The sequence below is a fragment of the Acidocella aluminiidurans genome (assembly GCF_055383125.1).
The window spans coordinates 2724190-2747779 of the sequence record NZ_AP031589.1; the positions used below are offsets into that span (position 1 = coordinate 2724190).

Annotated in this window: 9 protein-coding genes; 4 read left to right on the forward strand and 5 right to left on the reverse strand. The window is 68.7% G+C overall.

All coding sequences use genetic code 11. From position 1 onward, the window contains the following. The first annotated feature begins 1 nt into the window (after position 1). The 3 genes from tssG (at position 2) to ACZ46S_RS13505 (ending at position 2802) form a co-directional block, all read left to right on the forward strand. The gene (tssG, locus tag ACZ46S_RS13495; RefSeq protein WP_464062122.1) at positions 2–1033 is read left to right on the forward strand and encodes a type VI secretion system baseplate subunit TssG; all 1032 of its coding nucleotides are present in this window, start codon (positions 2–4) and stop codon (positions 1031–1033) included. 72 nt (positions 1034–1105) lie between these two features. Beyond that, complete coding sequence (locus ACZ46S_RS13500) at positions 1106–1705, forward strand: OmpA family protein (protein ID WP_464062123.1); 600 nt, start codon at positions 1106–1108, stop codon at positions 1703–1705. Between the two features lie 8 nt (positions 1706–1713). Beyond that, complete coding sequence (locus tag ACZ46S_RS13505; RefSeq protein WP_464062124.1) at positions 1714–2802, forward strand: hypothetical protein; 1089 nt, start codon at positions 1714–1716, stop codon at positions 2800–2802. A 78-nt stretch (positions 2803–2880) separates the two neighbouring features. Here ACZ46S_RS13505 and ACZ46S_RS13510 read toward each other — a convergent pair whose 3' ends face one another. The 5 genes from ACZ46S_RS13510 to ACZ46S_RS13530 form a co-directional block, all read right to left on the reverse strand. Continuing rightward, positions 2881–3546: a hypothetical protein gene (locus tag ACZ46S_RS13510; protein WP_464062125.1), complete on the reverse strand. Its 666-nt coding sequence runs from the start codon at positions 3544–3546 to the stop codon at positions 2881–2883. A gap of 215 nt (positions 3547–3761) precedes the next feature. Then, on the reverse strand, positions 3762–5561 hold the full coding sequence (locus ACZ46S_RS13515; RefSeq protein ID WP_464062126.1) for a serine/threonine protein kinase: 1800 nt from the start codon (positions 5559–5561) through the stop codon (positions 3762–3764). A gap of 16 nt (positions 5562–5577) precedes the next feature. Then, positions 5578–8631, reverse strand: coding sequence for a CHAT domain-containing protein (locus ACZ46S_RS13520; protein ID WP_464062127.1), 3054 nt, complete (start codon positions 8629–8631; stop codon positions 5578–5580). Positions 8632–8643: 12 nt separating this feature from the next. Continuing rightward, positions 8644–21291 carry a two-partner secretion domain-containing protein gene (locus tag ACZ46S_RS13525; protein ID WP_464062128.1) on the reverse strand — a complete coding sequence of 4216 codons (12648 nt, stop codon included), beginning with the start codon at positions 21289–21291 and terminating at the stop codon, positions 8644–8646. Positions 21292–21313: 22 nt separating this feature from the next. Further along, a complete protein-coding gene (locus ACZ46S_RS13530; RefSeq protein WP_464062129.1) occupies positions 21314–23005 on the reverse strand; it encodes a ShlB/FhaC/HecB family hemolysin secretion/activation protein in 1692 nt (563 codons plus the stop codon). Positions 23006–23238: 233 nt separating this feature from the next. Here ACZ46S_RS13530 and ACZ46S_RS13535 point away from each other — a divergent pair, with 233 nt between their 5' ends. After that, positions 23239–23532: a PAAR domain-containing protein gene (locus ACZ46S_RS13535; protein WP_464062130.1), complete on the forward strand. Its 294-nt coding sequence runs from the start codon at positions 23239–23241 to the stop codon at positions 23530–23532. Positions 23533–23590 lie beyond the last annotated feature (58 nt).

Consider the following 23590-nt stretch of genomic DNA (forward strand, 5'->3'; position numbering starts at 1 on the left):
GATGGCGCCGAAATCCCCGCTCGAACGCCTGGCCGCCACGCCGCATCTCTTCCGCTTCGATGCGGCGGTGCGGCTGCTGCGCCTGGCCGCCCGCACCCGGCATGAGGATGACGCGGTGCGCTTCGCCGCCCCGCCGAGCCTGGCCCAGCCGGTGGCCGAGGTGCTGGAGGCGCAGGCCCCGTCGGCCGGGCGGCGTGCCCGGCTGGTCAGCAGCTTGATTGGCTTGATCGGCCCCTCGGCCGAGATGCCGCGCTGGTATACCGAGCTGCTGGCCCAGGCCTACCGGCAAAAATCCCGCGCCGTGCTGGATTTTTTCGATCTGCTGGCGCAGCGCCTGGTCTCTGGCTTCGCGCGCGCCGGGGCCAAATACCGGCTGCCGCGCTCGGCCGAGCAGGCGGCGCAGGCCGGGGTGGAGGAGCCGATCGGCGCCGGGCTGCTGGCCTTCACCGGCTTTGGCACACCGCATCTGGAACCGCGCCTGGCCGTGGGGACGGATGCGCTGCGCCATTATGCCGGCTTCTTCTCGGCGCATCCGCGTTCTTCCAGCCGGCTCGCCAGCATGGTCTCGGATTATCTCGGCCGCCCGGTGGAAATCCGCGAATTCGCCGGCGCCTGGCTGCCGATCGCCCCGGACCAGCAAAGCCGGCTGCCGCGCGGGCGCATCCCCGGCGCCTTCTGTGCGCTGGGGGTGGATGCCGCCATCGGCACCCGCGCCTGGGACCAGCAGGCGCGCTTCATCGTGCGCATCGGCCCGCTCTCGCGCGCCGGCTTCGAGGCTCTCCTGCCGGACCAGAAATTGCTGCCGGCCTTGGTTTCGCTGATCCGCGCCTATGTCGGCTGGGAGGCGGATTTCGCCATCAATCTGGTGCTGGATGCGCAGGAAATCCCGCCGCTCAGCCTAGGCGGCGGGCCGGGCGCGGCGCGGCTGGGCTGGACCAGCTGGGCGCCCTCCTCCACCGCTGGGCTGAAAGGCCGCACGCTGGTGGATGAAACCATGTTCAGCGCCGAAACCGTGGAGCGGCTCTCGGCGTAAACCGGATCGTTGCTCTCGCCTAACGGGACGTTTGGCGCTACAATCCTGCCCAAATCAAGGAGGTTTTAGACCATGCACAAAACCAGCTTCAAAGCCGCCCTTTCTGCCGTGCTGCTCACCGCTGGCTTTGCCGAGCCGGCCTTGGCGCAAAGCGCGCAACAGCTGATCAACCAGCTCAAGCCCAGCGGCACGCTGAGCGACACCACCCGCGGCATCAAGCCGATCGCCCCCGGCGAAGCCCCGGCCCCGGCGATGCAGGCAAGCCCCGCCGCGATGCCGGCGATGAACGCGCCGGCCGCGAAACCGCAGGCAATGCCGACCGCGCCTTCGGCCAACCTGATCGTGGATTTCGCCTCCGGCTCGGCCGCGCTCACCCCGCAGGCCCGCGCCACTTTGGATCAGCTCGGCAAGGCGCTGACCAGCCAGCAGCTCGCGGCCTATAATTTCAAGATCGTCGGCCATACCGACACCACCGGCACCGCGCCGCAGAACCAGACCCTCTCCGAGCAGCGCGCCGATGCGGTGAAGAGCTATCTGCAGACCAAGTTCGGCGTCGCCGCGACCCGGCTGCAGGCGAGCGGCGTCGGCGAGGCGGATCTCGCGGTGCAGACCCCGCCGAACACCCCCAACCGCCAGAACCGGCGCGTCGAAATCATCAATATCGGCCAGTAATATCGGCCATGGGGAGGCGGGGCGGGAACGAGGACGATACCATCGTCATCCGGAGCGCCCCTCCGGCCGCAGCTTTACGCCGGCGCTTCCTGCTCAAGGCCGGGCTTGGCGGCGGTGCCGCGATGCTGGCGCTGGCCGGGTTCGGCGTGGCCTGGTGGGCGCGCCGGCCCGCGCCGATCGCCATCGGCACCGCCAGCGAAGCCGAGATCGACGCCACTCAGCCTTGCGAGACCATCGTCACCTATCTGGCGCCGGACAAATCCGTCGTGGTGGTGGATTTTCCGTCTCTGCTGGCCCAGGGCCAGGCTCTGGACCGGGTGGCCGCCTTTGTCGAAAAAGCCAATGTGCCGCATGACCGGCTGCTGGACGATGCGGCGCTGAACGCCGCCATCGCCGCCAGCGGCGAGACGGTCGCCAGCTATTATTACGGCCATGATTATCGGGCGGCGGATCTGGCGCGGTTCTTCGCTCTGGCGAGATCTGAAAATATCCTGCTCAATCCAGAGGAATTATGGCTGCGCCGGCTGCTGCGCCAGCTCGGCTGGCTGCGGCAGGGGGCGAATGGCGCGCTGATCACCCTGCCCGCGGCCGGCGGTGATGTCTCGCCCGAAATGCGCGCGGTGATCCTGCGCCATGAAATCTCCCACGGCGCCTTCTACACGGTTCCGGAATACCGGCATTATACCGAACGCTTCTGGGCCGGCCTGACGCCGGAAGACCGCGCCGCCTTCACGGCCTTCCTCGGCCGCCAGGGCTACGATACCAGCCTGACCGAGCTGATGCTGAACGAAACCCAGGCCTATCTGATCTTCACCCGCGACCCGCGCTTCTTCAACGCCGCTGCAGTCGGCAAAACCGAAGCCGAGATCGACCAGCTGCGCCAGGGCTTCATCGCCGACATGCCAAATTTCTGGCTCACCCCGCTCGCCACCGCCCCCTTGCCGCCGGTACCGGCGAGCATGCCGGCTTGCAATACGAAACAGGCGATGGCGGTGACGGAGCAGAGGCGGATATGTTTGTGTTACCGCAAAGGTGGATTCGAAGCGGCGTGGGTTATGACAGTTCGGGGCACTGCGCCGCTCAGCAAACTCGTTTAAAGTCGTCTCAATCGCCGCAGGCGGATCGGTGTTGCCCGCTTCGTCACCTTACAAAAAGCGGCCATTTATCCAGCGTGCTCAGAACGTGCAAAGCAGCCTGGATACGCTCGTAATAACCGGCTCAAATACTTCGGTGGATGAACTCCCCCCAAACCAGGAGTTTTTCACCTTTTTGCCGTACAGAAACGTGCTCGTATAAACATACCAACGCGTCTTGCCGCGCACCGTGACCAGGTAGCTGACATGGGCAGGGAATTCTTTGGTCGTCATGTTGTTGGCGAAATTGCCCGGCCCGGCATAGGTCTCGTAATCGACGCGCGCGATAACATTGCCGGGAGTCAACTTGCCTTTGAGCGATACGCCATTGGCATCATGGTAAAAATGTAGGTTCGAGCCTGAATCATTCACCTGCAGGCTGCAGCCATTCATCGCGCCCGTGAGCACGAGCGTTCCCAGCGGCGCGTTTTTGGGGACCTCGCATGTGCCGACACCGCCATAGGGAATATGCACATAAGGATAAAAATAATCGCCATTGCCCGGCGTCACCCGCAGCTCAAAGACGTTCTTATTCTTGCCGTGGGAAACGCATTTAACCGAGCACGGGCCACCGACAGTCTCGGTATTGCCGGTATAAGCCGTAGACTGCACAAGATAAAAGTTGGATTGATAGGCTTTGTCCGGGTTCGACCGTAGATTGGTCATCGCCAGATTATTGCACGGCGGCAAATTCACAGATGCGGACATCTTCGGTGGTCTCCTGTTCCGCGGTTTGTTTTTGTCAAAGGCGGTGGGATGTTTCATCCCGTGTCAACGGACGTCATCTCGCGCCCCTTCTTGCCAGCCAATCACGGCGCAGGTCAACAGACGTTGCGAATATAGAATGTTGCAACGGGGGTGTCATTTTATCGATGGCATTGGCGTCGATCCTGGCGCGGTAAGGGGCGCGCCGTGTATCGCCCCTACTTCGCCAGCGTCACCACCGGAATCGCCGCCACCGAAATCTTCGCGCCCCCCGCCGCGGCATTCTGCAACGCCTGGCGCAACGCCGTCAGATAATCGCTGGCGGTCTCGTCCTGCGGCCGCAGCTTCGTGAACAGCGGCACCGAGGAGGCAATCGAGATGATCATATCCGTCCCAAACGGCGCGCTCACCTGCCAGCTCGCCCCGCCATGCGCCGGGTCGCCAAGGCTCTTGGTGCTGCCTGCGGCGAATTGCCGCGCGGCGTCGGTGCTGGTCGGGTAGAGATGCAGCACCGAGCCATCGGAGGAGAAATAATCCGTCTCCAGATACCCGCCGAAATGCGGCATCGTCTCGTCGATGGTGATCAGATCGTTGTTGTAAAGCTGGGTCTTGCCGCCGGCGAGGGCGAGTGACAGCGTGCCATCGCCGGCGGGGAACAAGGCGTGGTACGGGCGGATCGTATCCAGAGCGGTGCAATAGGGCCCATCCAGGGTATGGATCTGGTTCACGATGCCGCCGGGATCAGGCAAGGATTGAATGGCGCCGCTCAACGCCGCCTGCGGTGCGCCCGCCCCGGCCAGGCCGGTCAAGGTTTGCGTTTGCAGATTGGCGCTGAGCAGGGTGCAGGGCAGGGCGCCCAGCGTCGCGCTGTAGCGCGCCTGCAGCTGGGAAGGTGTGAGGGCGGGGGCGGGTTTTGGCGCCACCGGTGCTGGGGCCTGCGCCACGGCGGGAGCGGGCGTGGGGGCCGCCTGTTTATGGCCGCCGAACAACGCATATCCGCCACCGCCCAGCACGGCCAGCACCAGCACGGCGCCGCCGGCCAACAACGCCGGGCTCATCCCCTTGGCCGCCGGCGCGGCCGACGCCGGGGCCGGGGACGGCGTGATCGTGGTCGGCTCGGCGGCCCGGCGCGGGGCCACCATCGTCGCCTCGCCATCGCCAAAATCCTCAGCCCCCAGGCCGAAACTTTCCATCGGCGCGGTCTTCGCCGCTTCCGCCTCGCGCAGCGCCTGGGCAAAATCCGCCGCCGTGGCGAACCGGTCTTCCGGCCGCTTCGCCATCGCTTTTTTCACCACCGCATCCAGCGCCGGGGTCACGCTCACGGACAGCGCGGAGGGCGGCGGCGGCTCGGTATGCAGCACCTTGTGCATGATCGCGGTCAGCCCGCCCTCGAACGGCTTTTCGCCGGTCAGCAGCTGATACAGCATCACCCCGGAGGAATAGAGATCCGTGCGCGCATCCACGGTCTGCCCCATGAATTGCTCGGGCGACATGTAAGAGGGCGTGCCCAGCATGGTGCCGGCCTGGGTCATCGAGCTGCTCTCGATCCGTGCGATGCCGAAATCGGCGATCTTCACCTCGCCGGCCTGGGTCAGCATGATATTGGCGGGCTTGATGTCGCGATGCACGACACCGCGCCCATGGCTGTATTGCAGCCCGGCCATCAGCCCATCCATCAGCCGCACGATCTCAGGCACGCCGAAGCGCTCGCCCTTGTCCAGCACATGTTTCAGCGTCGTGCCGTCGACGAACTCCATGACGATATAGGCGATGTCGGGGGTTTCGCCATAATCGAAGACGCCGACAATGTTGGGATGGCTGAGCCGCCCGGCCGCCTGCGCCTCGCGCTTGAAACGGGCCAGCTCTTCCTGGGCTTCCACATCCTCGGCATCCGGCAGCTTGACGGTCTTGATCGCCACGCGCCGGTCGATGATCGGGTCGTAGCCCTCATACACCGTGCCCATGGCGCCCTTGCCCAGCACGTGACGCAGCTCGTATTTGCCAAGCATTTCGGTCATGGTTTGGTTATAGCCGTCACTTGCCGGAACCGGAAAGAGCCTCGGCGCCGCCATCGCCGATGACGGTGAAGGCGGCCCAGTAAAACGGGTCCGCGATCTGCGCCGGGAAGCCCTTGCCGGCACCGCCGATCAGCGCCAGCTGTGCCGCCCGCAAGCTGCCCGCCGCCCCGCCGGCGCTGGCCGCATGCAGGCGCGAGAGCGTATCGGCCACCAGATAGGCGGAGACCTGATCATTCACCGACCATTGCGTCACCAGCATCGCCCGCGCGCCGGCGAAGAAGAAGCTGCGCGCCAGGCCGGAGAGCGCCTCGCCGCCCTCCTCGCCGCCGCCGGTATTGCAGGCGGAGAGCACGACCAGATTGGCATCCAGCTTCAGCCCCATCACGTCGCTGGTGGTCAGCTGCGCCTGGTCGGCGGATGCCGCCCCCGCCGGGGCGGAGGTGACGATGGCGGGTTCCGCCTGGCAGGGCAGGTCGGTGGGCAGCAGCGCATGGGTGGCGAAATGCAGGATCTGGAAATTCTTCAGATCCGCCTTTTCCACATCCGGCACGGTGAAGCCGGCGCCGAGCAGCTCATCCTGCGGCCCGGCGCCGAAGATCGCCGAGGCCGCCTGCAATTCCAGCTTGGCGTAAGGCAGCTGCGGCAGCCCGGCGAATTCCGCCGCGGCCTGTGGGCAGGCGGCGGGGCTGTAGGTCGCCTGGGCCTGGGCCAGGCTCACCGGCCGGAAATCGCCGAAGCCGAACCAGGGCTGCTTCGCCGCCGAAGTTCCCTCTGCCCGCCGCAGGGAAACGAAATTCGCCGCGGCCGGCACATAGGCCAGGGTGGTCTGGCGGATCAGCCAGGGCGCATGCGCCAGATCCGTGGCGCTGGCCGGGCCGGTGGGCAGGAGCGCGAAGGGCAGGGCGAGCAGCGCGCCGGAGGGCGCCACCACCAGATCATGCACCCCCGCCATCTGCGCCGCGAACGGGCCCAGCGTATTGGCATAGATCGTCGCCGCGTCGGGCATGTCGAACGCCGGCAGGCCGGCGGTGCCGGGTTCGATGCTGGCGCGCACCTGCTTCACCAGCCGCGCCATGCCAAGCTCGGTCTCGTTCGCCTGGGCCACCTCCACGCGTCCGGCGTGCAGGAAGAACAGCCAGCTATGCTGGGGCGTGGTGGTGATGCCAAGGAACGCCTCATCCGGGCGCAGCAATTTCAGCACCTCGGTCGCGGGCACCACCTGCTGCACCAGCTGCCCGTAATTCGGCGCCGCCGCCTGCTCGGCCAGCCCGGCCTGCTGCAGGCGCGCGGTGGCGGCGGCGATGTCCTTGTCCAGCTTGGCCAGGGCCGCGCCATTATTGGCCGTGTGCGCCGCCTGGTCGCGCTGCTGATAGAGATCGGCCAGCCGGTGCTGCGCGTCCTGCTGGGCGCGGATGGCGCTCGCCACTTTCGGATCGCTGGCGCTGGAGGCAAGCCGCGCCGCCGCCTGGGCGATTTCCTGGGTGGTGACGCTGCCTTGGGTCAGTTCGGCGGCCTCGAACATTTCGCCATGCAGCGTGCCGGCCCGGGCGGGATCCTCCGTGGCGGCCTTGGCGTAAACATCCAGGCATGGCCCGATCAGCCCGGCGGTGCCGCCCAGGCGCAGCTTGCGCAACAGCGCGACACCGTCACGGCAGGCGGATAAGGCGGCGCCGGTATCGCCGCTTTGCGCCAGAGCCGCGCCGCGCAGCAGATCCGTCTGCGCCACCGGCCGGCTGCCGGGCAGGGCGTCGTTGAAGGAGGCAGCTGCCCTGGCCAGATCCGCCGCCGCCGCCGCGGGCTGCCCGTTCGCGCTGGCCAGCACGGCGCGGGTGCGGTCCAGGCGGGCATCCAGGGAGGGCGGTTCCAGCCCGTTGGCGCTGGCGATGCGCCTGGCATTGGCGATGGCCGCGTCGCTGCCGGGCCGGTCGCCGATCCGCTCCAGCACCAGCGCCTGATAGCGCCAGCACTCGATCACCCCGAGCAAGGCGGCCTGCGTCACCGGGCTGTTCAGCGTCACCTGGTCGGCCAGCAGCGTATCCGCCCCCGCCGGCGCGCTGATCGAGAACAGCGCGTTATTCTGGGCGGCCTGCGGCTGCGCCTGCAGCAAGGCCGACGGCACCAGCGCGGCATAGGCCTGCCTGGCCTCTCGCAGCCGGGCCAGTGCCAGCTGGTTCTGGCCTTGATTAAGGGCGTCCAGCGCCTCGTCGTAGCGCAAAACCGCCGGCGCGGTGGGGTCGCTGGCGCGCGGTGCCAGCGCGGCGGCGGCGGCGAACTGCGCCTGTGCCTGCGCGTACAGGCCCTGGTTGGAAAGGTTGAGCCCCAGCGCCAGCATCGGGATCACCGTGCCGGGATTCTCCGCGCCGAGCTTCTTCTGCTGCAGCGCCAGCGCGGCGCGGTAGGCGATGACCGCGGCGGGGAAATTCTCCGCCTGATTGGCCTGCGTGCCCAACGCCATCAGCGCGTCATACTGGCCGACATCGCCGGAGCTGAACGCATGCGCCGCCAGCCTTTGCGCCAGCAGCTGGTCGGATTGCGCGACCCCGGCCTGGCCGGCGGCGGCGGCGGGAACCCGGCCGCTGACCACGCCGATGCCACGCTGCATCGCCGGCAATGCGGGCTGCACGCCATCAGCGTAATAGACCTTGCCGTCGATTTCCGCCGCCAGCGCCACATAGGGCCAGCCGCCGAAGCGCTGGGTACAGGGCAGAATTTCGGCCGGCACGCCATCGAGGATTCGCGCCGGCTGCGGCGCCTCGCAGACATAGGCGGCATCCAGCCCGGCCCGCCACGGGCTGCTGGCGGCAAGGCCAGGCAGGGACGCCGCGCTGGCCGCGCCGCCAATCTGCACATGCGCGCTCGGCTGGTCCCAGCTGCCGCAATAAATATCCGCCCGGCCATCGGCCAGCCTTTGCAGCGTGCAGCCCTCCCCGGCGCTGTTCTGCCCCACCGGCAGGCCGGTGCTGGTGCTGCTGGCCTGCTCATAGGCGCCGGCCGGCGGCTTGCCGCAGCCCGCCACCGTGAGCAGCAGCGCCAAAGCGGCGGGCGTGTGGATAAAACCTGCAATCCTCATGGCCTGCCTCTTTTAAAAATCGCGCGCCGCGACCCCGGGCTGCGGCACATTCTTGTCCAGCCTCTTGCGCTTGCGCGGCGAGAGATCGAAATTCTGCAGCGGATTGGCCTGCGGCAGTCCGGCGATGGGCAGAATGGTGCAGTTCACCGAGCCGATCGGGCAGGTATTGAACCGGTATCCCGGCTGCGGGAAGGGGAAGGCGGAGCCGTTACCGGCCGCGGTCGGGCCGGTGATGCTGCCGATCGAGCCGGTCATGTCCGTCGAGGCCGCGCTCACCACTTCCAGATGCAGCACGTTGACATTGCCGGTGATCACCCCGGCCGGTCCGCTGGCCAGGACCAGATCGGTATTCGGCGCGTCGAGCAGCCCCGGGGTCGGCGCCAGCGCGATGCTGCCGCTCCCGTCAATGCGCATGAACAGGGCCGCGACCGGGCTGGCATTGCCGAGATAGGCGGCGAGGTTCGGCCCGGAATCGATATAGAAGGTCCCGGTCGAGACGATCGACGGGTCGCCGCTCACCGCCAGCACGGAATCGATTCCGGTGCGCGGCTGGGTGGCCGTGCTGCTGATGGTGGAGCCGCTGAGGAACAGGCCGCCGGCCGGGCTGCCCTCCAGCGTCAGCGCGGCGCTGGCGGTGATGCTGGCGACATTGGCGACCAGCGGGCCCAGCAGCGTCAGCGGCGCGCTGTCATTGAGCAGGAAGGTTCCGCCCGGCATCAGGAAGCTGCCCAGCGTGGCGATGTCGCTCGGCCCGGTGAAATTCGCCAGCTCGCCGGCGGTGCCGCTCAGCGTGCCGGCATTCAGGCTGCCCGCCAGGTGCAGAATCTCGCCGCTGGCCTGCAAAGCCAGCGCGCCGCTGATGTCGGTGGCGCCGGAGAGGGTGATCGAAGGGGCGCTGATCGTCGCCGTCGCGGCGCTGATCGCTCCGCCGGTCTGCAGGATCGCGCCGTTGGCGGTCAGCTTCAGGCTGTTGCCGATCCGCGCGGTGCCGCTGCTGGTGAAGCCGCCGGCGGCGCCCAGCGTGGCGTTCTGCGCGCTCAGCGTCCCCGCCAGCTCGTTGACATTGGCGATGCTCACATCGCCGCTCGCCGTGACATTGCCAAGCTGCGTGATCGCGGTGCCGCTCAGCGAGATCGCGTTGGCGACGGCATTGAAGACCGGCGTGCTGACCAGCCCGCCGGATTGGCCGATGGCGCCGCCGCTGGCGAGGTCGAGGGCCTGCCCGGCGGTGATGTCGCCGGTCAAGGTCAGCGGCGTGCCGGTGGTCAGCTGCAGCAGGCCGGTCGCCGCGAACGGCCCCAGCACCGGCACCAGATTGCCCGGCTGGCCGAAGCGGGCGTTGCCGCCGATGGTGCCGCCATCGCTGGTCAAGGCGGCGGCGGCGATGCTGCCGCCGGTCTGGGTGATGCTGCTGGCATCCCACAGCGCCAGCGTCCCGCCCAGCGCCACCGGGCCGCTGACGGCGAGCGGGGTGGCATCCGCCATCGCCAGCCCGCCGCCGGCGGTGAAATTGCCGAGCTGATCGATCCGGTTGGCGCCGTTATTGAGCACCGCGCCGCCGGACAGGCTGCCCGCCCCGGTGGTCAGCAGCGCGGTGGTGATCACGGCGCTGCCGCCCTCGCTGGCGCTGCCGCCATTCAACTGCAAGGCGCCGCCGGCATTGAGGACGCCGTTCAGGGCCAGGCTTGGCGCTGTCAACGTCACCGTGCCGGCGCTCAGCGCGCCAGTCTGCGCCAGCGCCGCGGCGCTGGTCAGGTCGATGGCGCCGGTCGCCGCCAGATCATTCACCACCGGGAACAGATTGCCCGGCTGGGCCATGATGAGATCGCCCTGTACGGTCCCCAGGCTGCTCAACGTGCCCGCGCTCACCGCCCCGCCGCTTTGCAGGACGCTGCCGGTGCTGGCCAGCAGCAAGGTGCCGGGAACCAGCACGCTGCCGGAGAGGTTCAAGCCGTTGCTGGTCAGTATGGCATTGCCGGCGGAGAGGCTGCCGGCCTGGCTGAGGGCCCCGGCATCGCGCAGGCGCAGCGTGCCGGTGTCGCTGAAATTCACCAGCGTGCCGATGCTGTTGCCGGCCGCATCGAGCGTCGCGTCGCCGCTGATGTTGCCGCTCAACAGCGTGGCGTCGATGCTGCCCGTGCTCTCGCTCACCCCATTGCTGGCGCTGAGCGCCAGCGTGCCGGTGGTGATCGGCGCCGCCAGCGTGAGCGTGCTGCCGGTGAGGCTGACCTGCTGGCCGCTGAGCGCGCTGGCCTGGGTGATCGCGCCGGCGCTGCGCAGCACCAGCCCGCCGCTGGTCGAAATCGCGCCGGTGATGGTCAGCGCCTGGGTGTCGGCCAGGGTGAAATTGCCGCTGCCCGGCGTCTGGGCGCTGCCCTGGGCGAAGCCGCCGTTGCCCAGCGTGAAGCTGCCGAGCGTGCCGAAGCTGCTGGCCCCTTGGCCGAGATCGACATTGCCGATGATCTGCCCGCCTTGCTGCAGCAGGCTGGCGCTCAGCACATTGCCGGCGGTGGAGGTGATGCCGGCGCCGCTGGCCAGCGCCAACGTGCCCGGCAGGCTCAGCGTGCCGGCGAAGATTATGCCGTTGGCGGAGAGGGAGAGCAGCGGCGTCGACAGGCTGGCGGCCCCATCGGCGACGATGCTGCCTTGGGTGGAGATATCCAGCCGCGCCGCCGAGATCGCCCCCAGCAGCGTGCCGGACAGATCCAGCCCCGCCGCGCTGCCGCCCAGATCCACCGCGCGGGTGGCGGTCAGCGGCGAGATGTCCACGGTGCCGTTGCCGGTCTGGATCGCGCCGCCTGCATCATTGATCGTATCGGCCGCCAGGCTGACATGCGGGCCGATCAGCGTGTTGCCCAAATCCAGGGTCGGCGTCGCGAGGGCGATGCTGCTGCCGGCGCTGATCCCGCCGGCGACGCTGAGCGCGCCGGCATCGTTGATGGCGATCCCGCCGGCGGCGGTGAGGCCGGTGACGCTGGCGATGCTGTTGGCGCCGCCGGTCAGCGCGATGCTGCTTCCGGTGCCGGAGAGGCTGGAGAGGGTGAGCCCGTTGCCGCCGGTCTGGCTGATCGCGCCGCTCGCGGTCAGGCCCAGCGCGGTGGCGTTGATCTGGCCGTTCAGCGCGAGGCTGGTGCCGGTGAGGGCCAGATTATTGGCGCTGAGGCTGCCGGTCTGGGTCAGCCCGCCGGTGCTGTTCAGCGCGACGAGGGCGTTGGCGAAGGACAGCGCGCCCTCGCTGAGGATGCTGTTGGCGGTGGCGCCGTCGGCGGCACCCAGGCTGATCACCGCGCCGCTGGCAAAGGCGCTGACCAGGGCTTGCGATAATTGCAGCCCCGCCAGCCCGGTGCCGCCGAGATCGAGGGCGCCGTCATTATACGGGGCGATGGCGATGGTCCCCGCCGCCAGGCTGCCGCCATTGCCTTCCAGCAGGCCGGCGGTGACCAGGGCCAGGCTGGTGCCGGCGCTCACCGGGCCGTTCAGCGTGATCGTGCCGGTATTGGCGATCAGCATGTCCCCGCCGGCGCTCAGGCTGGCGAGTGAGGCGATGCTGTTGGCGCCACCCAGCGACAAGGCCGCGCCGATCTGCCCGGCCAGCCCGCCCAGTGACAGCGCCGCGCCGCCCGCTTCGGTGACGGCGGCGGCATCGGTCAATGTCAGCGTGCCCGGCGTGGTCACCAGTCCGGCCAGGGTCAGCGCCTGGGCGTCGTTCAGCACGATATCGCTGCCGGCGCTCAGGCTGGCGAGTGTGGCGATGCTGTTGGCGTTGGCCAGCGTCAGCCCGCCGCTCACGCTGCCGGTGAGCCCGGCGGCGCGGATCGCCCCGGCGCCGCTTTCCGCGAACGCTGCACCTTGCAGGGTCAGGGTGCCGCCGGCCTGCACCGGCCCGGTGATCCCGGTGGTGCCGGTGCTGGCCAGCAGAATGCTCTGCCCGGCGGTGAGGCCGGTGACGCTGGCGATGCTGTTGGCGCCACCCAGGGCGATGGAGGAGCCGGCGCTGCCGGTGAGGCTGGCGGCGTTCAACGTCGCATTTGCCGCCTGGCTGATCGCCCCGGCGCTCTGGAGGGTGAGCGTGCTGGCTTCGAGGCTGCCATCCAGCCCCAGGCTGGTGCCCGAGAGGCTGACGGCGGTCCCGCTCAGCGTGCCGCTCTGGCTTAGGCCACCGGTGCTGCTGACCCCCAGCCCGTTGCTGGCGACAACATTGCCAGCCAGGGTCATGCCATCGGCGCTGAGCGTAACGTCGCTGCCGCTCAGCCTGCCGGCGCTGGCAAGGCTCAACGCGCCGTTGCTGGTCAGGCTCAGCGCGCCGGTGGCGGCGATGCTCCCGCCAAGCGTCATGCCGCTGGCGCTGAGCGTCACCACGGCGCCGCTCAGCGTCCCCGTCTGGCTCAGCTCCGTCGCATCGGCAACCGCGAGCGTGCCGCCGGCGCTGAAATCGGCCAGCGTGCCGATGCGGTTGGACATGTTGGTCAGCAGCGCATCGCCTACAATGCTGCCGCTCAGCGTGCCGGCCTGCAACGCCGCGATCTGGCTGAGTGTGCCGCCAATATCCAGCAGCATCGCGCCGGTGGCGGAGGCGCTCCCGCCGAGGGTCAGGAAGCTGGCGCTCAGCGTCACCGCGGCGCCGCTGAGCGTGCCGCTTTCGATCAGCCCCGTCGCATCGGCAACCGCGAGCGTGCCGCCGGCGGTCAAGCCGGCCAGCGTGCCGATGCGGTTGGCCGTGTTGGTCAGCAACGCATCGCCGGCAATGCTGCCGCTGAGCGTAGCGGCCTGCAACGCCGCCGTCTGGCTGAGCGTACCGCCGACATCCAGCAGAAGCGCGCCGCTGGCACTGACCGGCCCGGCCAGCTCCAGCCCCGCCGCGCTCAGGGCGATCTGCGCCGCGCTGACGCCCCCGGTGACGGTCAGCGGCTCGGCGTCCTGCACGGCGAGACTGCCAGTGGCGGACAGGTTGTTGAGGACGGCGATGCTGTTATGCCCGCCGGTGAGGGCGATGGAACTGCCCGCCGCGCCGCTGAGCGTGGCGGCATCGATCCCCTTGCTGCCGCTCTGGCTGATGGCGCCGCTCGCCACGAGATCGAGGGTGGTCGCGCCGATCTGGCCGTTCAGCGCCAGATCGGTCCCGCTCAGCTGCACATCCGTGGCGGTGAGGCGGCCGCTCTGGCTCAGGCCGCCTGTGCTGTCGGCGGTGAAGGTGCCGGCAGAGATATCGCCATCCAGCGCCACCGTGCTGCCGGCCAGATCCAAACCCTGGCCGCTCAGCGTGCCGGTCTGGGTGATCGCGCCGCTGCTGTTCAGCCTCACCAGCGCGTTGGCGAAGGAGATGTTGCCTTCGCTGTAAATGCTGCTGGCCTGCACGCCGTTGGCGGCGCCGATGATCACCACCGCGTGGCTGTCAAAAGCGCTGACCAGCGCCTGCGCAAGCTGCAACCCCGCCACCGCGGTGCCGCCAAGATCGAGCGTGCCGGCATTATACGGGGCGATGGCGATCGTCCCCGCCGCCAGGCTGCCGCCGGTCCCTTCCAGCAGGCCGGCGGTGACCAGCGCCAGGCTGGTGCCGGCGCTCACCGGGCCGTTCAATGTCATCGTCGCCACGGACTCGATCGCGATATCGCCACCGGCGCTCAGGCTGGCGAGGGCCGCGATGCTGTTGGCGTTGGCCAGAATCAGCCCGCCGCCGATGCTGCCCGCCAGCCCGCCGACGGCCAGGCTGCCGGTGCTCTCACCCACCGCATTGCCATCGGTGAGGGTCAAGGTGCCGGGGGTCGTCACCAGCCCGGCCAGCGTCAGGGATTGCGCGTCATTCAGCGCGATATCGCCACCGGCGCTCAGCGTGCTGAGCGTGGCGATGCTGTTGGCCCCGCCCAGCGCGATCGAGGTGCCGGCGCTGCCGGTGAGGCTGGCGGCGTTCAACGTCGCACCTGCCGCCTGATTGATCGCCCCGGTGGTGGCGAGGGTGACGGTGGTCGCGGTGATGCTGCCATCCAGCCCCAGGCTGGAGCCGGAGAGGCTGATATCGGTGCCGGTCAGGCTCCCGCTCTGGACCAGCGTGAAGCTGCTCGCCAGATCCAGCGCGCTGCTGGCCGAGATGTTGCCGCCCAGAGTCATGCCGGCGGCGTTCAGCGTCACCGCGCTGGCGCTGACATTGCCGGTCTGGCTCAGCGCCCCGGCATCGCTCAGTGCCAGCGTGCCGCCGGCGCTGAAATCGGCCAGCGTGCCGATGGTATTGCCGCCATTGCTCAGCAGCGCATCGCCGCCGATGCTGCCGGTGAGCGTGCCCGCCCGTAGGGGCGCGCTCTGGGTGAGCGTGCCGGCGCTGTCCAGCAGGGCAACCCCGGCGACGCTGACCGGCGCGGCCAGGCTTAGCGTCGGCGCCGAGAGCGTGATCTGCGCCGCGGCAACGCTGCCCGTGATGGCGAGCCCATGGGCGTCCTGCAGATCGATGCCGCCGGCGGCGGTGAGGCCGGTGACGCTGGCGATGCTGTTGGCGCCGCCGGTCAGCGCGATGCTGCCGCCGGTGCCGGAGAGGCTGGAGAGGGTGAGCCCGTTGCCGCCGGTCTGGCTGATCGCGCCGCTCGCGGCCAGGCTCAGCGCGGTGGCGTTGATCTCGCCGTTCAGCGCCAGGCTGGTGCCGGTGAGGGCCAGATTGTTGGCGCTGAGGCTGCCGGTCTGGGTCAGCCCGCCGGTGCTGTTCAGGGCGACGAGGGCGTTGGCGAAGGAGACCGCGCCCTCGCTGAGGATGCTGTTGGCCGTGGCGCCGTCGGCGGCACCCAGGCTGATCACCGCGCCGCTGGCAAAGGCGCTGACCAGGGCTTGCGATAATTGCAGCCCCGCCAGCCCGGTGCCGCCGAGATCGAGGGCGCCGTCATTATACGGGGCGATGGCGATGGTCCCCGCCGCCAGGCTGCCGCCATTGCCTTCGAGCAGGCCGGCGGTGACCAGGGCCAGGCTGTTGCCTGCCCGCACCGGCCCGTTCAGCGTGATCGTGCCGGTATTGGCGATCAGCATGTCCCCGCCGGCGCTCAGGCTGGCGAGTGTGGCGATGCTGTTGGCCCCGCCCAGCGACAAGGCCGCGCCGATCTGCCCGGCCAACCCGCCCAGCGACAGCGCCGCGCCGCCCGCTTCGGTGACGGCGGCGGCATCGGTCAATGTCAGCGTGCCCGGCGTGGTCACCGGCCCGGCCAGGCTCAGCGCCTGGGCGTCGTTCAGCACGATATCGCTGCCGGCGCTCAGGCTGGCGAGGGCCGCGATGCTGTTGGCGTTGGCCAAAGTCAGCCCGCCGCCGATGCTGCCCGCCAGCCCGCCGACGGCCAGGCTGCCAGTGCTCTCACCCACCGCATTGCCATCGGTGAGGGTCAAGGTGCCGGGGGTCGTCACCAGCCCGGCCAGCATCAGGGATTGCGCGTCATTCAGCGCGATATCGCCACCGGCGCTCAGCGTGCTGAGCGTGGCGATGCTGTTGGCCCCACCCAGCGCGATGGAGGAGCCGGCGCTGCCGGTGAGGCTGGCGGCGTTCAACGTCGCACCTGCCCCCTGGCTGATCGCCCCGGCGCTCTGGAGGGTGAGTGTGCTGGCTTCGACGCTGCCATCCAGCCCCAGGCTGGTGCCCGAGAGGCTGACGGCGGACCCGCTCAGCGTACCGCCCTGGCTCAGGCCGCCGGTGCTGTCGGCGGTGAAGGTGCCGGCAGAGATATCGCCATTCAGCGCCATCGTGCCGCCGGCCAGATCGAGGCCCTGGCCGCCCAGCGTGCCGGTCTGGGTGATCGCGCCGCTGCTGTTCAGCCTCACCAGCGCGTTGGCGAAGGAGATGTTGCCTTCGCTGTAAATGCTGCTGGCCTGCACGCCGTTGGCGGCGCCGATGATCACCACCGCGTGGCTGTCAAAGGCGTTGACCAGCGCCTGCGCAAGCTGCAACCCCGCCACCGCGGTGCCGCCAAGATCGAGCGTGCCGGCATTATACGGGGCGATGGCGATCGTCCCCGCCGCCAGGCTGCCGCCGGTCCCTTCCAGCAGGCCGGCGGTGACCAGCGCCAGGCTGTTGCCGGCGCTCACCGGGCCGTTCACCGTCATCGTCGCCACGGACTCGATCGCGATATCGCCGGCGGCGCTCAGGCTGCCGAGGGCCGCGATGCTGTTGGCGTTGGCCAAAGTCAACCCGCCGCCGATGCTGCCCGCCAGCCCGCCGACGGCCAGGCTGCCGGTGCTCTCACCCACCGCATTGCCATCGGTGAGGGTCAAGGTGCCGGGGGTTGTCACCAGCCCGGCCAGCGTCAGGGATTGCGCGTCATTCAGCGCGATATCGCCACCGGCGCGCAGCGTGCTGAGCGTGGCGATGCTGTTGGCCCCACCCAGCGCGATGGAGGAGCCGGCGCTGCCGGTGAGGCTGGCGGCGTTCAACGTCGCATTTGCCGCCTGGCTGATCGCCCCGGCGCTCTGGAGGGTGAGCGTGCTGGCTTGGACGCTGCCATCCAGCCCGAGGCTGGTGCCCGAGAGGCTGACGGCAGCCCCGTTCAGCGTGCCGCTCTGGCTCAGGCCACCGGTGCTGTCGGCGGTGAAGGTGCCGGCAGAGATATCGCCATTCAGCGCCACCGTGCTGCCGGTCAGATCGAGACCCTGGCCGCTCAGCGTGCCGGTCTGGGTGATCGCGCCGCTGCTGTTCAGCCTCACCAGCGCGTTGGCGAAGGAGATGTTGCCTTCGCTGTAAATGCTGTTGGCCTGCACGCCGTTGGCGGCGCCGATGATCACCACCGCGTGGCTGTCAAAAGCGCTGACCAGCGCCTGCGCAAGCTGCAACCCCGCCACCGCGGTGCCGCCAAGATCGAGCGTGCCGGCATTATACGGGGCGATGGCGATCGTCCCCGCCGCCAGGCTGCCGCCGGTCCCTTCCAGCAAGCCGGCGGTGACCAGCGCCAGGCTGGTGCCGGCGCTCACCGGGCCGTTCAACGTCATCGTCGCCACGGACTCGATCGCGATATCGCCGGCGGCGCTCAGGCTGCCGAGGGCCGCGATGCTGTTGGCGCCACCCAGCGCGATCGAGGAGCCGGCGCTGCCGGTGAGGCTGGCGGCGTTCAACGTCGCACCTGCCGCCTGGCTGATCGCCCCGGCGCTCTGGAGGGTGAGCGTGCTGGCTTCGACGCTGCCATCCAGCCCGAGGCTGGTGCCCGAGAGACTGACGGCAGCCCCGCTCAGCGTGCCGCTCTGGCTCAGACCGCCGGTGCTGTCGGCGGTGAAGGTGCCGGCAGAGATGTTGCCATTCAGCGCCACCGTGCCGCCGGCCAGATCCAAATTCTGGCCGCCCAGCGTGCCGGTCTGGGTGATCGCGCCGCTGCTGTTCAGCCTCACCAGCGCGTTGGCGAAGGAGATGTTGCCTTCGCTGTAAATGCTGCTGGCCTGCACCCCGTTGGCGGCGCCGATGATCACCACCGCGTGGCTGTCAAAGGCGCTGACCAGCGCCTGCGCAAGCTGCAACCCCGCCACCGCGGTGCCGCCCAGATCGAGCGTGCCGGCATTATACGGGGCGATGGCGATCGTCCCCGCCGCCAGGCTGCCGCCGGTCCCTTCCAGCAGGCCGGCGGTGACCAGCGCCAGGCTGTTGCCGGCGCTCACCGGGCCGGTCAGCGTCATCGTTGCCACGGACTCGATCGCGATATCGCCGGCGGCGCTCAGGCTGCCGAGGGCCGCGATGCTGTTGGCGTTGGCCAAAGTCAGTCCGCCGCCGATGCTGCCCGCCAGCCCGCCGACGGCCAGGCTGCCGGTGCTCTCACCCACCGCATTGCCATCGGTGAGGGTCAAGGTGCCGGGGGTTGTCACCAGCCCGGCCAGCGTCAGGGATTGCGCGTCATTCAGCGCGATATCGCCACCGGCGCTCAGCGTGCTGAGCGTGGCGATGCTGTTGGCCCCGCCCAGCGCGATCGAGGTGCCGGCGCTGCCGGTGAGGCTGGCGGCGTTCAACGTCGCACCTGCCGCCTGATTGATCGCCCCGGTGGTGGCGAGGGTGACGGTGGTCGCGGTGATGCTGCCATCCAGCCCCAGGCTGGAGCCGGAGAGGCTGATATCGGTGCCGGTCAGGCTCCCGCTCTGGACCAGCGTGAAGCTGCTCGCCAGATCCAGCGCGCTGCTGGCCGAGATGTTGCCGCCCAGAGTCATGCCGGCGGCGTTCAGCGTCACCGCGCTGGCGCTGACATTGCCGGTCTGGCTCAGCGCCCCGGCATCGCTCAGTGCCAGCGTGCCGCCGGCGCTGAAATCGGCCAGCGTGCCGATGGTATTGCCGCCATTGCTCAGCAGCGCATCGCCGCCGATGCTGCCGGTGAGCGTGCCCGCCCGTAGGGGCGCGCTCTGGGTGAGCGTGCCGGCGCTGTCCAGCAGGGCAACCCCGGCGACGCTGACCGGCGCGGCCAGGCTCAGCGTCGGCGCCGAGAGCGTGATCTGCGCCGCGGCAACGCTGCCCGTGATGGCGAGGCCATGGGCGTCCTGCAGATCGATCCCGCCGGCGGCGGTCAGGCCGGTGACGCTGGCGATGCTGTTGGCGCCGCCGGTCAGCGCGATGCTGCCCCCGGTGCCGGAGAGGCTGGAGACATTCAGCACCCCACCATTGCCTTGGCTGATCTTGCCGCTCGCGGCCAGACTCAGCGCCGTCGCGTCCACCTCGCCAGCCAATGTCTGGCTGCTGGCGTTTAATGTGACCGTCGTGCCGGAGAGCGTGCCGCTTTGCCGCAAAGCCGTCTGATCGACGAGATCGAACGTGCCGCCGGCGCTGAAATTCGACAGGCTGGAGACACTGTTCTGCCCGTTGCCCAGCAGCGCGTCGCTATGCACTGAACCAGTCAGGCTGGTCGCGCTGATTCCCCCCGATGTCCCTTCGGCGATGCTGCCGCCGGCATTCAGGATCAATTCGGTACCAGAGATCACGCCATTGATGTCGATGACGCTGCTGCTGCCGCTATCCGCCAGGGTGATGGTGGTGCCGCTCAGCGAGGCGCCGATATTCAGCGTTCCGGCGGCATCGATCTCGATCGACCCCTGCGCCGAGATATTGGCGGTGATGCTGACATCCTGGTTTGAGACCAACTTCAGTTCGTCGGCGACAAACAGATTGATCGCGCTGGCGACGGAAAGCAGCTTCGCCGCTTCCAGCACGATGGTGCCGTTTAACAGCGCCAGATCGTTTGGATTGACGTAGGAGGTGGTGGGGCTGCTGTTCGTGTCACCCAGAGTGGTGGTGGGGTTGTTGCGAGGGCCGCTGGAACTGCTGTTGGCGTTGGTGAGGGTGTCGCTGGTGACGATCAGGGTCTGCGGGTCGAGCAGGATCTCGCCGGCCTGGCCGTTGATCGCGGTATCATACACCGTGCCGCCAAGGCTGATGACGCCGTCGGAGGAAATCTCGACGATGCCGCCATTGCCGCCCAGCGTGCCGCCGGTGGTGGAGATGGTGCCCTGCAGGGCGGTGCTCTGGCTGCTCAGCAGCGTCACCTTGCCGCCATCGCCCTTGCTGATGGCATTGGCCTTGATCTGCGCCCCGGCGGCGACGCTCACCGCAGCGGCGCGCGGCGCGGTACTGTCGCGCGCCCCCTGCGCGGCGCGGGCGAGGTTGGTGCCGAGCGCGATGGTGCCGCCGCCCGCCTGACCGGAGGCGTCGATGACAGCGTGCGGGGCCACCGCCACCGTGCCGCTCGCTACCGCCTCGATCTTGCCGCCGGTGCTGGCCACCGCGTTGCCCTGTGCCAGCAGATTGCCGGCGATGTTGATGCCCCCGCCCACCGCCTGCAGCGAGATGCTGCCGTTCCGCCCCGCGGCGCTGTTGGCGCGCAGCGTGCCGCCCACCTGCAAGAGCTGCGAGATCAGCCCGTCCGCATCGGCGGCGGTGAGGGTGATCTTGCCGCCATCGGCGAGGATCAGCCCCTTGTTGGTCACCAGCGCCGGGACGATTTTGCCCTTCAGATCCACCTGCGTCACCGCCTTGGTGACATCCAGAGAGATCAGCCTGTCGCCATAGAGATCCAGCGTGAAGGCATCCGCCCCGGCCAGCACCACCTGGCCCAGCCGGGCGGTGATGATGCCGTTATTGGCCACTTGCGGCGCCACCAGCCCGACCAGCCCGGCCTGGCCGGCGGTCAGCTTGCCGTCATTGACGATCTTCGCCCCCGGATTGGGCGTGCCGGTGAAGGCCATCTTCCCGGCCATGAAGTCGGAATCGGCGATGTTGGAGGTGGAGACGAGGATCGCCTGCGCATTCACCTCCGCCCCCTTGGTGAACACCACGCCGGACTGATTGATCAGCACCAGCTGGCCATTGGCGCTGATATGGCCGGCGATGACGGAAGGGTCCGGGCTGACGACCCGGTTCAGGGTCACCGCGCTGGACGACGGCTGAACGTAGGTGACCTGCGCATTGCTGCCGACATTATAGCTCTGCCAGTTGATCGCGGCGCGGTCGCTGCTCTGGGTGATGGTGGTGCTGCCGGTGGCCTGGGCGATGCTGGCATTGCCGCCCACCACCACGCCGCCTTGCGGGGTGGCGGTGGAGGAGAGGCCCTGGGCGCGCGCCGGTGCGGCATGCGCCAGCACGGCACTGAGCGCGGTGCTGGCCAGCAGCCAGGACCCGCGCCAGGCGGCGCGGCTCTGGCCGCGTAGGGGCGATGATTTTATCTGCCGTTCCAGTGCCATTTTCAGTCTCCCGCCGCGCCGCTTAAAAGCGCGCCGTTACACCCCAATAGATGATCGTCTCAGAGAGCGGCGCCACATGGGTGGAGCCGGGTACCAGCTGGGTCACCAGCCGGTGCGTCACTTCGCCGTCGAGTTCGAGATTGCGCGTCAGCCCCAGCCGCACGCCGCCGCCGACAGAGGCGATGCGATGATTCAGATCCGTCGGCAGGTTCGCCCAGGTCTCGCCCCAATCATAGAAGCCATAGAATTGCGCGCCCATCTCAAAATCATGCTTGAACAGGGTGAAATCCGTGCCGGTGTTCAATTGCAGCTCGGCGGTGGCATAGGCCGCCTTGTCGCCCACCACCTCGCCGGAATAATAGCCGCGGGTGAATCGGGTGCCGCCGAGATAGAATTCCTCCGCCGACGGCAGGATGGCCGGGCTGTACTGGCCGCCAACCTCGGTGCGCAGGGCCACATCCGCCGCCGGCCATGGCGAAAACAACGTCTGCACCCGGCTGATCGAGCCGTTGAATTTCCAGAAATCGAACTTCGCCTGGGCGCGGCCGCCAGGGGGCGCGGTGCGGCCATCGGCGGAGCTGCCGAGCAGCGGCAGACCTTGCGAATATTGCAGATCCACCACGTTCAACGCGTTGCGGCTGTTGCCGAACCAGAGATCCTGCCAGGCATATTGCCCGCCGAGGCGGGCCACGCGCAGGCTGTCGGCGCTGTTGGCGCCGCTGGCCCCGCTGCCGGCGAACATGATGCGGCTTTGCGACGCGTCCAGCCGCACCCGCGCGGTCAGCGCCTGGTTGCGGCGCAACAGCACCGGATAGCTGAGCTGGCCGCCAAATACCTCCACCTGGCTTTGATATCCGGCGGCGCGCAGCACCCCGCTGGGGTGGGCGCGCCCGGCGCCGCCATAGAGCTTCAGCTGCAGCCCCGACGTGCCGATGAAGAAGCTCTCTGAAATCTGGCCGAAATTATCGGTGTTGCCGCTGGTATGGAAATACGAGATCTCGGTCTGGTCGCCATGCGCGGTCAGGCTGTTGATGTCGGCCACCAGCAGCCCCTCGGCCGGGCCGGTTTCAGTGAAGCCGCGATTATCCGCCGTCACCAGCCCGGAAAAGGTCTGTTTGGAGACCTCGGCCACCAGCGTCAGCGCCCCAGGGTTGCCTTGGTCGGCCTGCAGCACCGCATGCACGGACACGCCCGGCACTTGCTGCGCCAGCAGCAGCCAGCGCTCCAGGGCTGCCTCGCGCAGCGGGCGCTCCTGGGTCAGATGCTCAAGAAACCCCAGCACCATGGTGCCGGCCGGGCCGATATCCTTGGAAAGTTTGACGTTGGTGACATAGCCTTCCGTCACCACGAAGCGCACATCGCCGGTGGCGCTCACATCCAGCGTCACGGTGGAGAGAATATAGCCATGGCTGCGATAGAGCCGCACCAGCGCCAGCCGGGCGGCTTCCAGCTTGGTCAGCGGCACGCTCTGCCCCGCCAGCCCGGCGATCATGCCGTTCAGTTTCGCGGCGGGAAAGGCGGTGGCGCCGACAATGCTGGCCGAATGCACCTGAATCGAAACCGCCGGCAACGGCCCCTCGGTCCCGGTTTTTGAAAAATCCGGCAGCCCCTTGCCGAGTGTCGTCGGGGTTTGCGGCATGATGTGCGGCAAGGGAGAGGTTGCCAGGCTGGGAACGCTGACCGTCTGGGCAAAAGCGCAATGGCCGGCCGCCATAATGAGGCCCGCGCCCGACATGGCGGCGCGCGCGAGTCTTCCGGCCTTAAACGTTGCGCGTCGCATTTTGCCTCGCCTTCATCCCTGTACCGGATCGTTATAAACAGAAAACTTTTTCAACGCTAACGCGTAACCGTGAATTTTGGACGTTTCGCGGATTAAACTACACGCCGTAACGAAATTATTGGCTCTTTCATATTGAAGGGCCGCCCCCGCGGGGCTAGGCTGAGTGCATGCCGATGCCCGCCGCCCGCCTGACCGACATGCATGTCTGCCCGATGGTGGATGTGCTGGTCCCGCATGTCGGCGGGCCGATCATCGGCCCCGGCGCGCCGACGGTGATGATCGGCGGCTTGCCCGCCGCGGTGATGGGCGACAGCCTCACCTGTGTCGGTCCGCCGGATACGATCATCAAAGGCTCGGCCACGGTGATGATCGGCGGCAAGCCGGCGGCGCGGATGCTGGATAATTGCGCCCATGGCGGCATGATCGTGCTCGGCTGCTTCACGGTGATGATCGGCGGCTGAACCGCTGCCCGCGGGGCGGTGTGCGAAATTTTTGTTGCACCTTCAAGGTGCGGGCGCC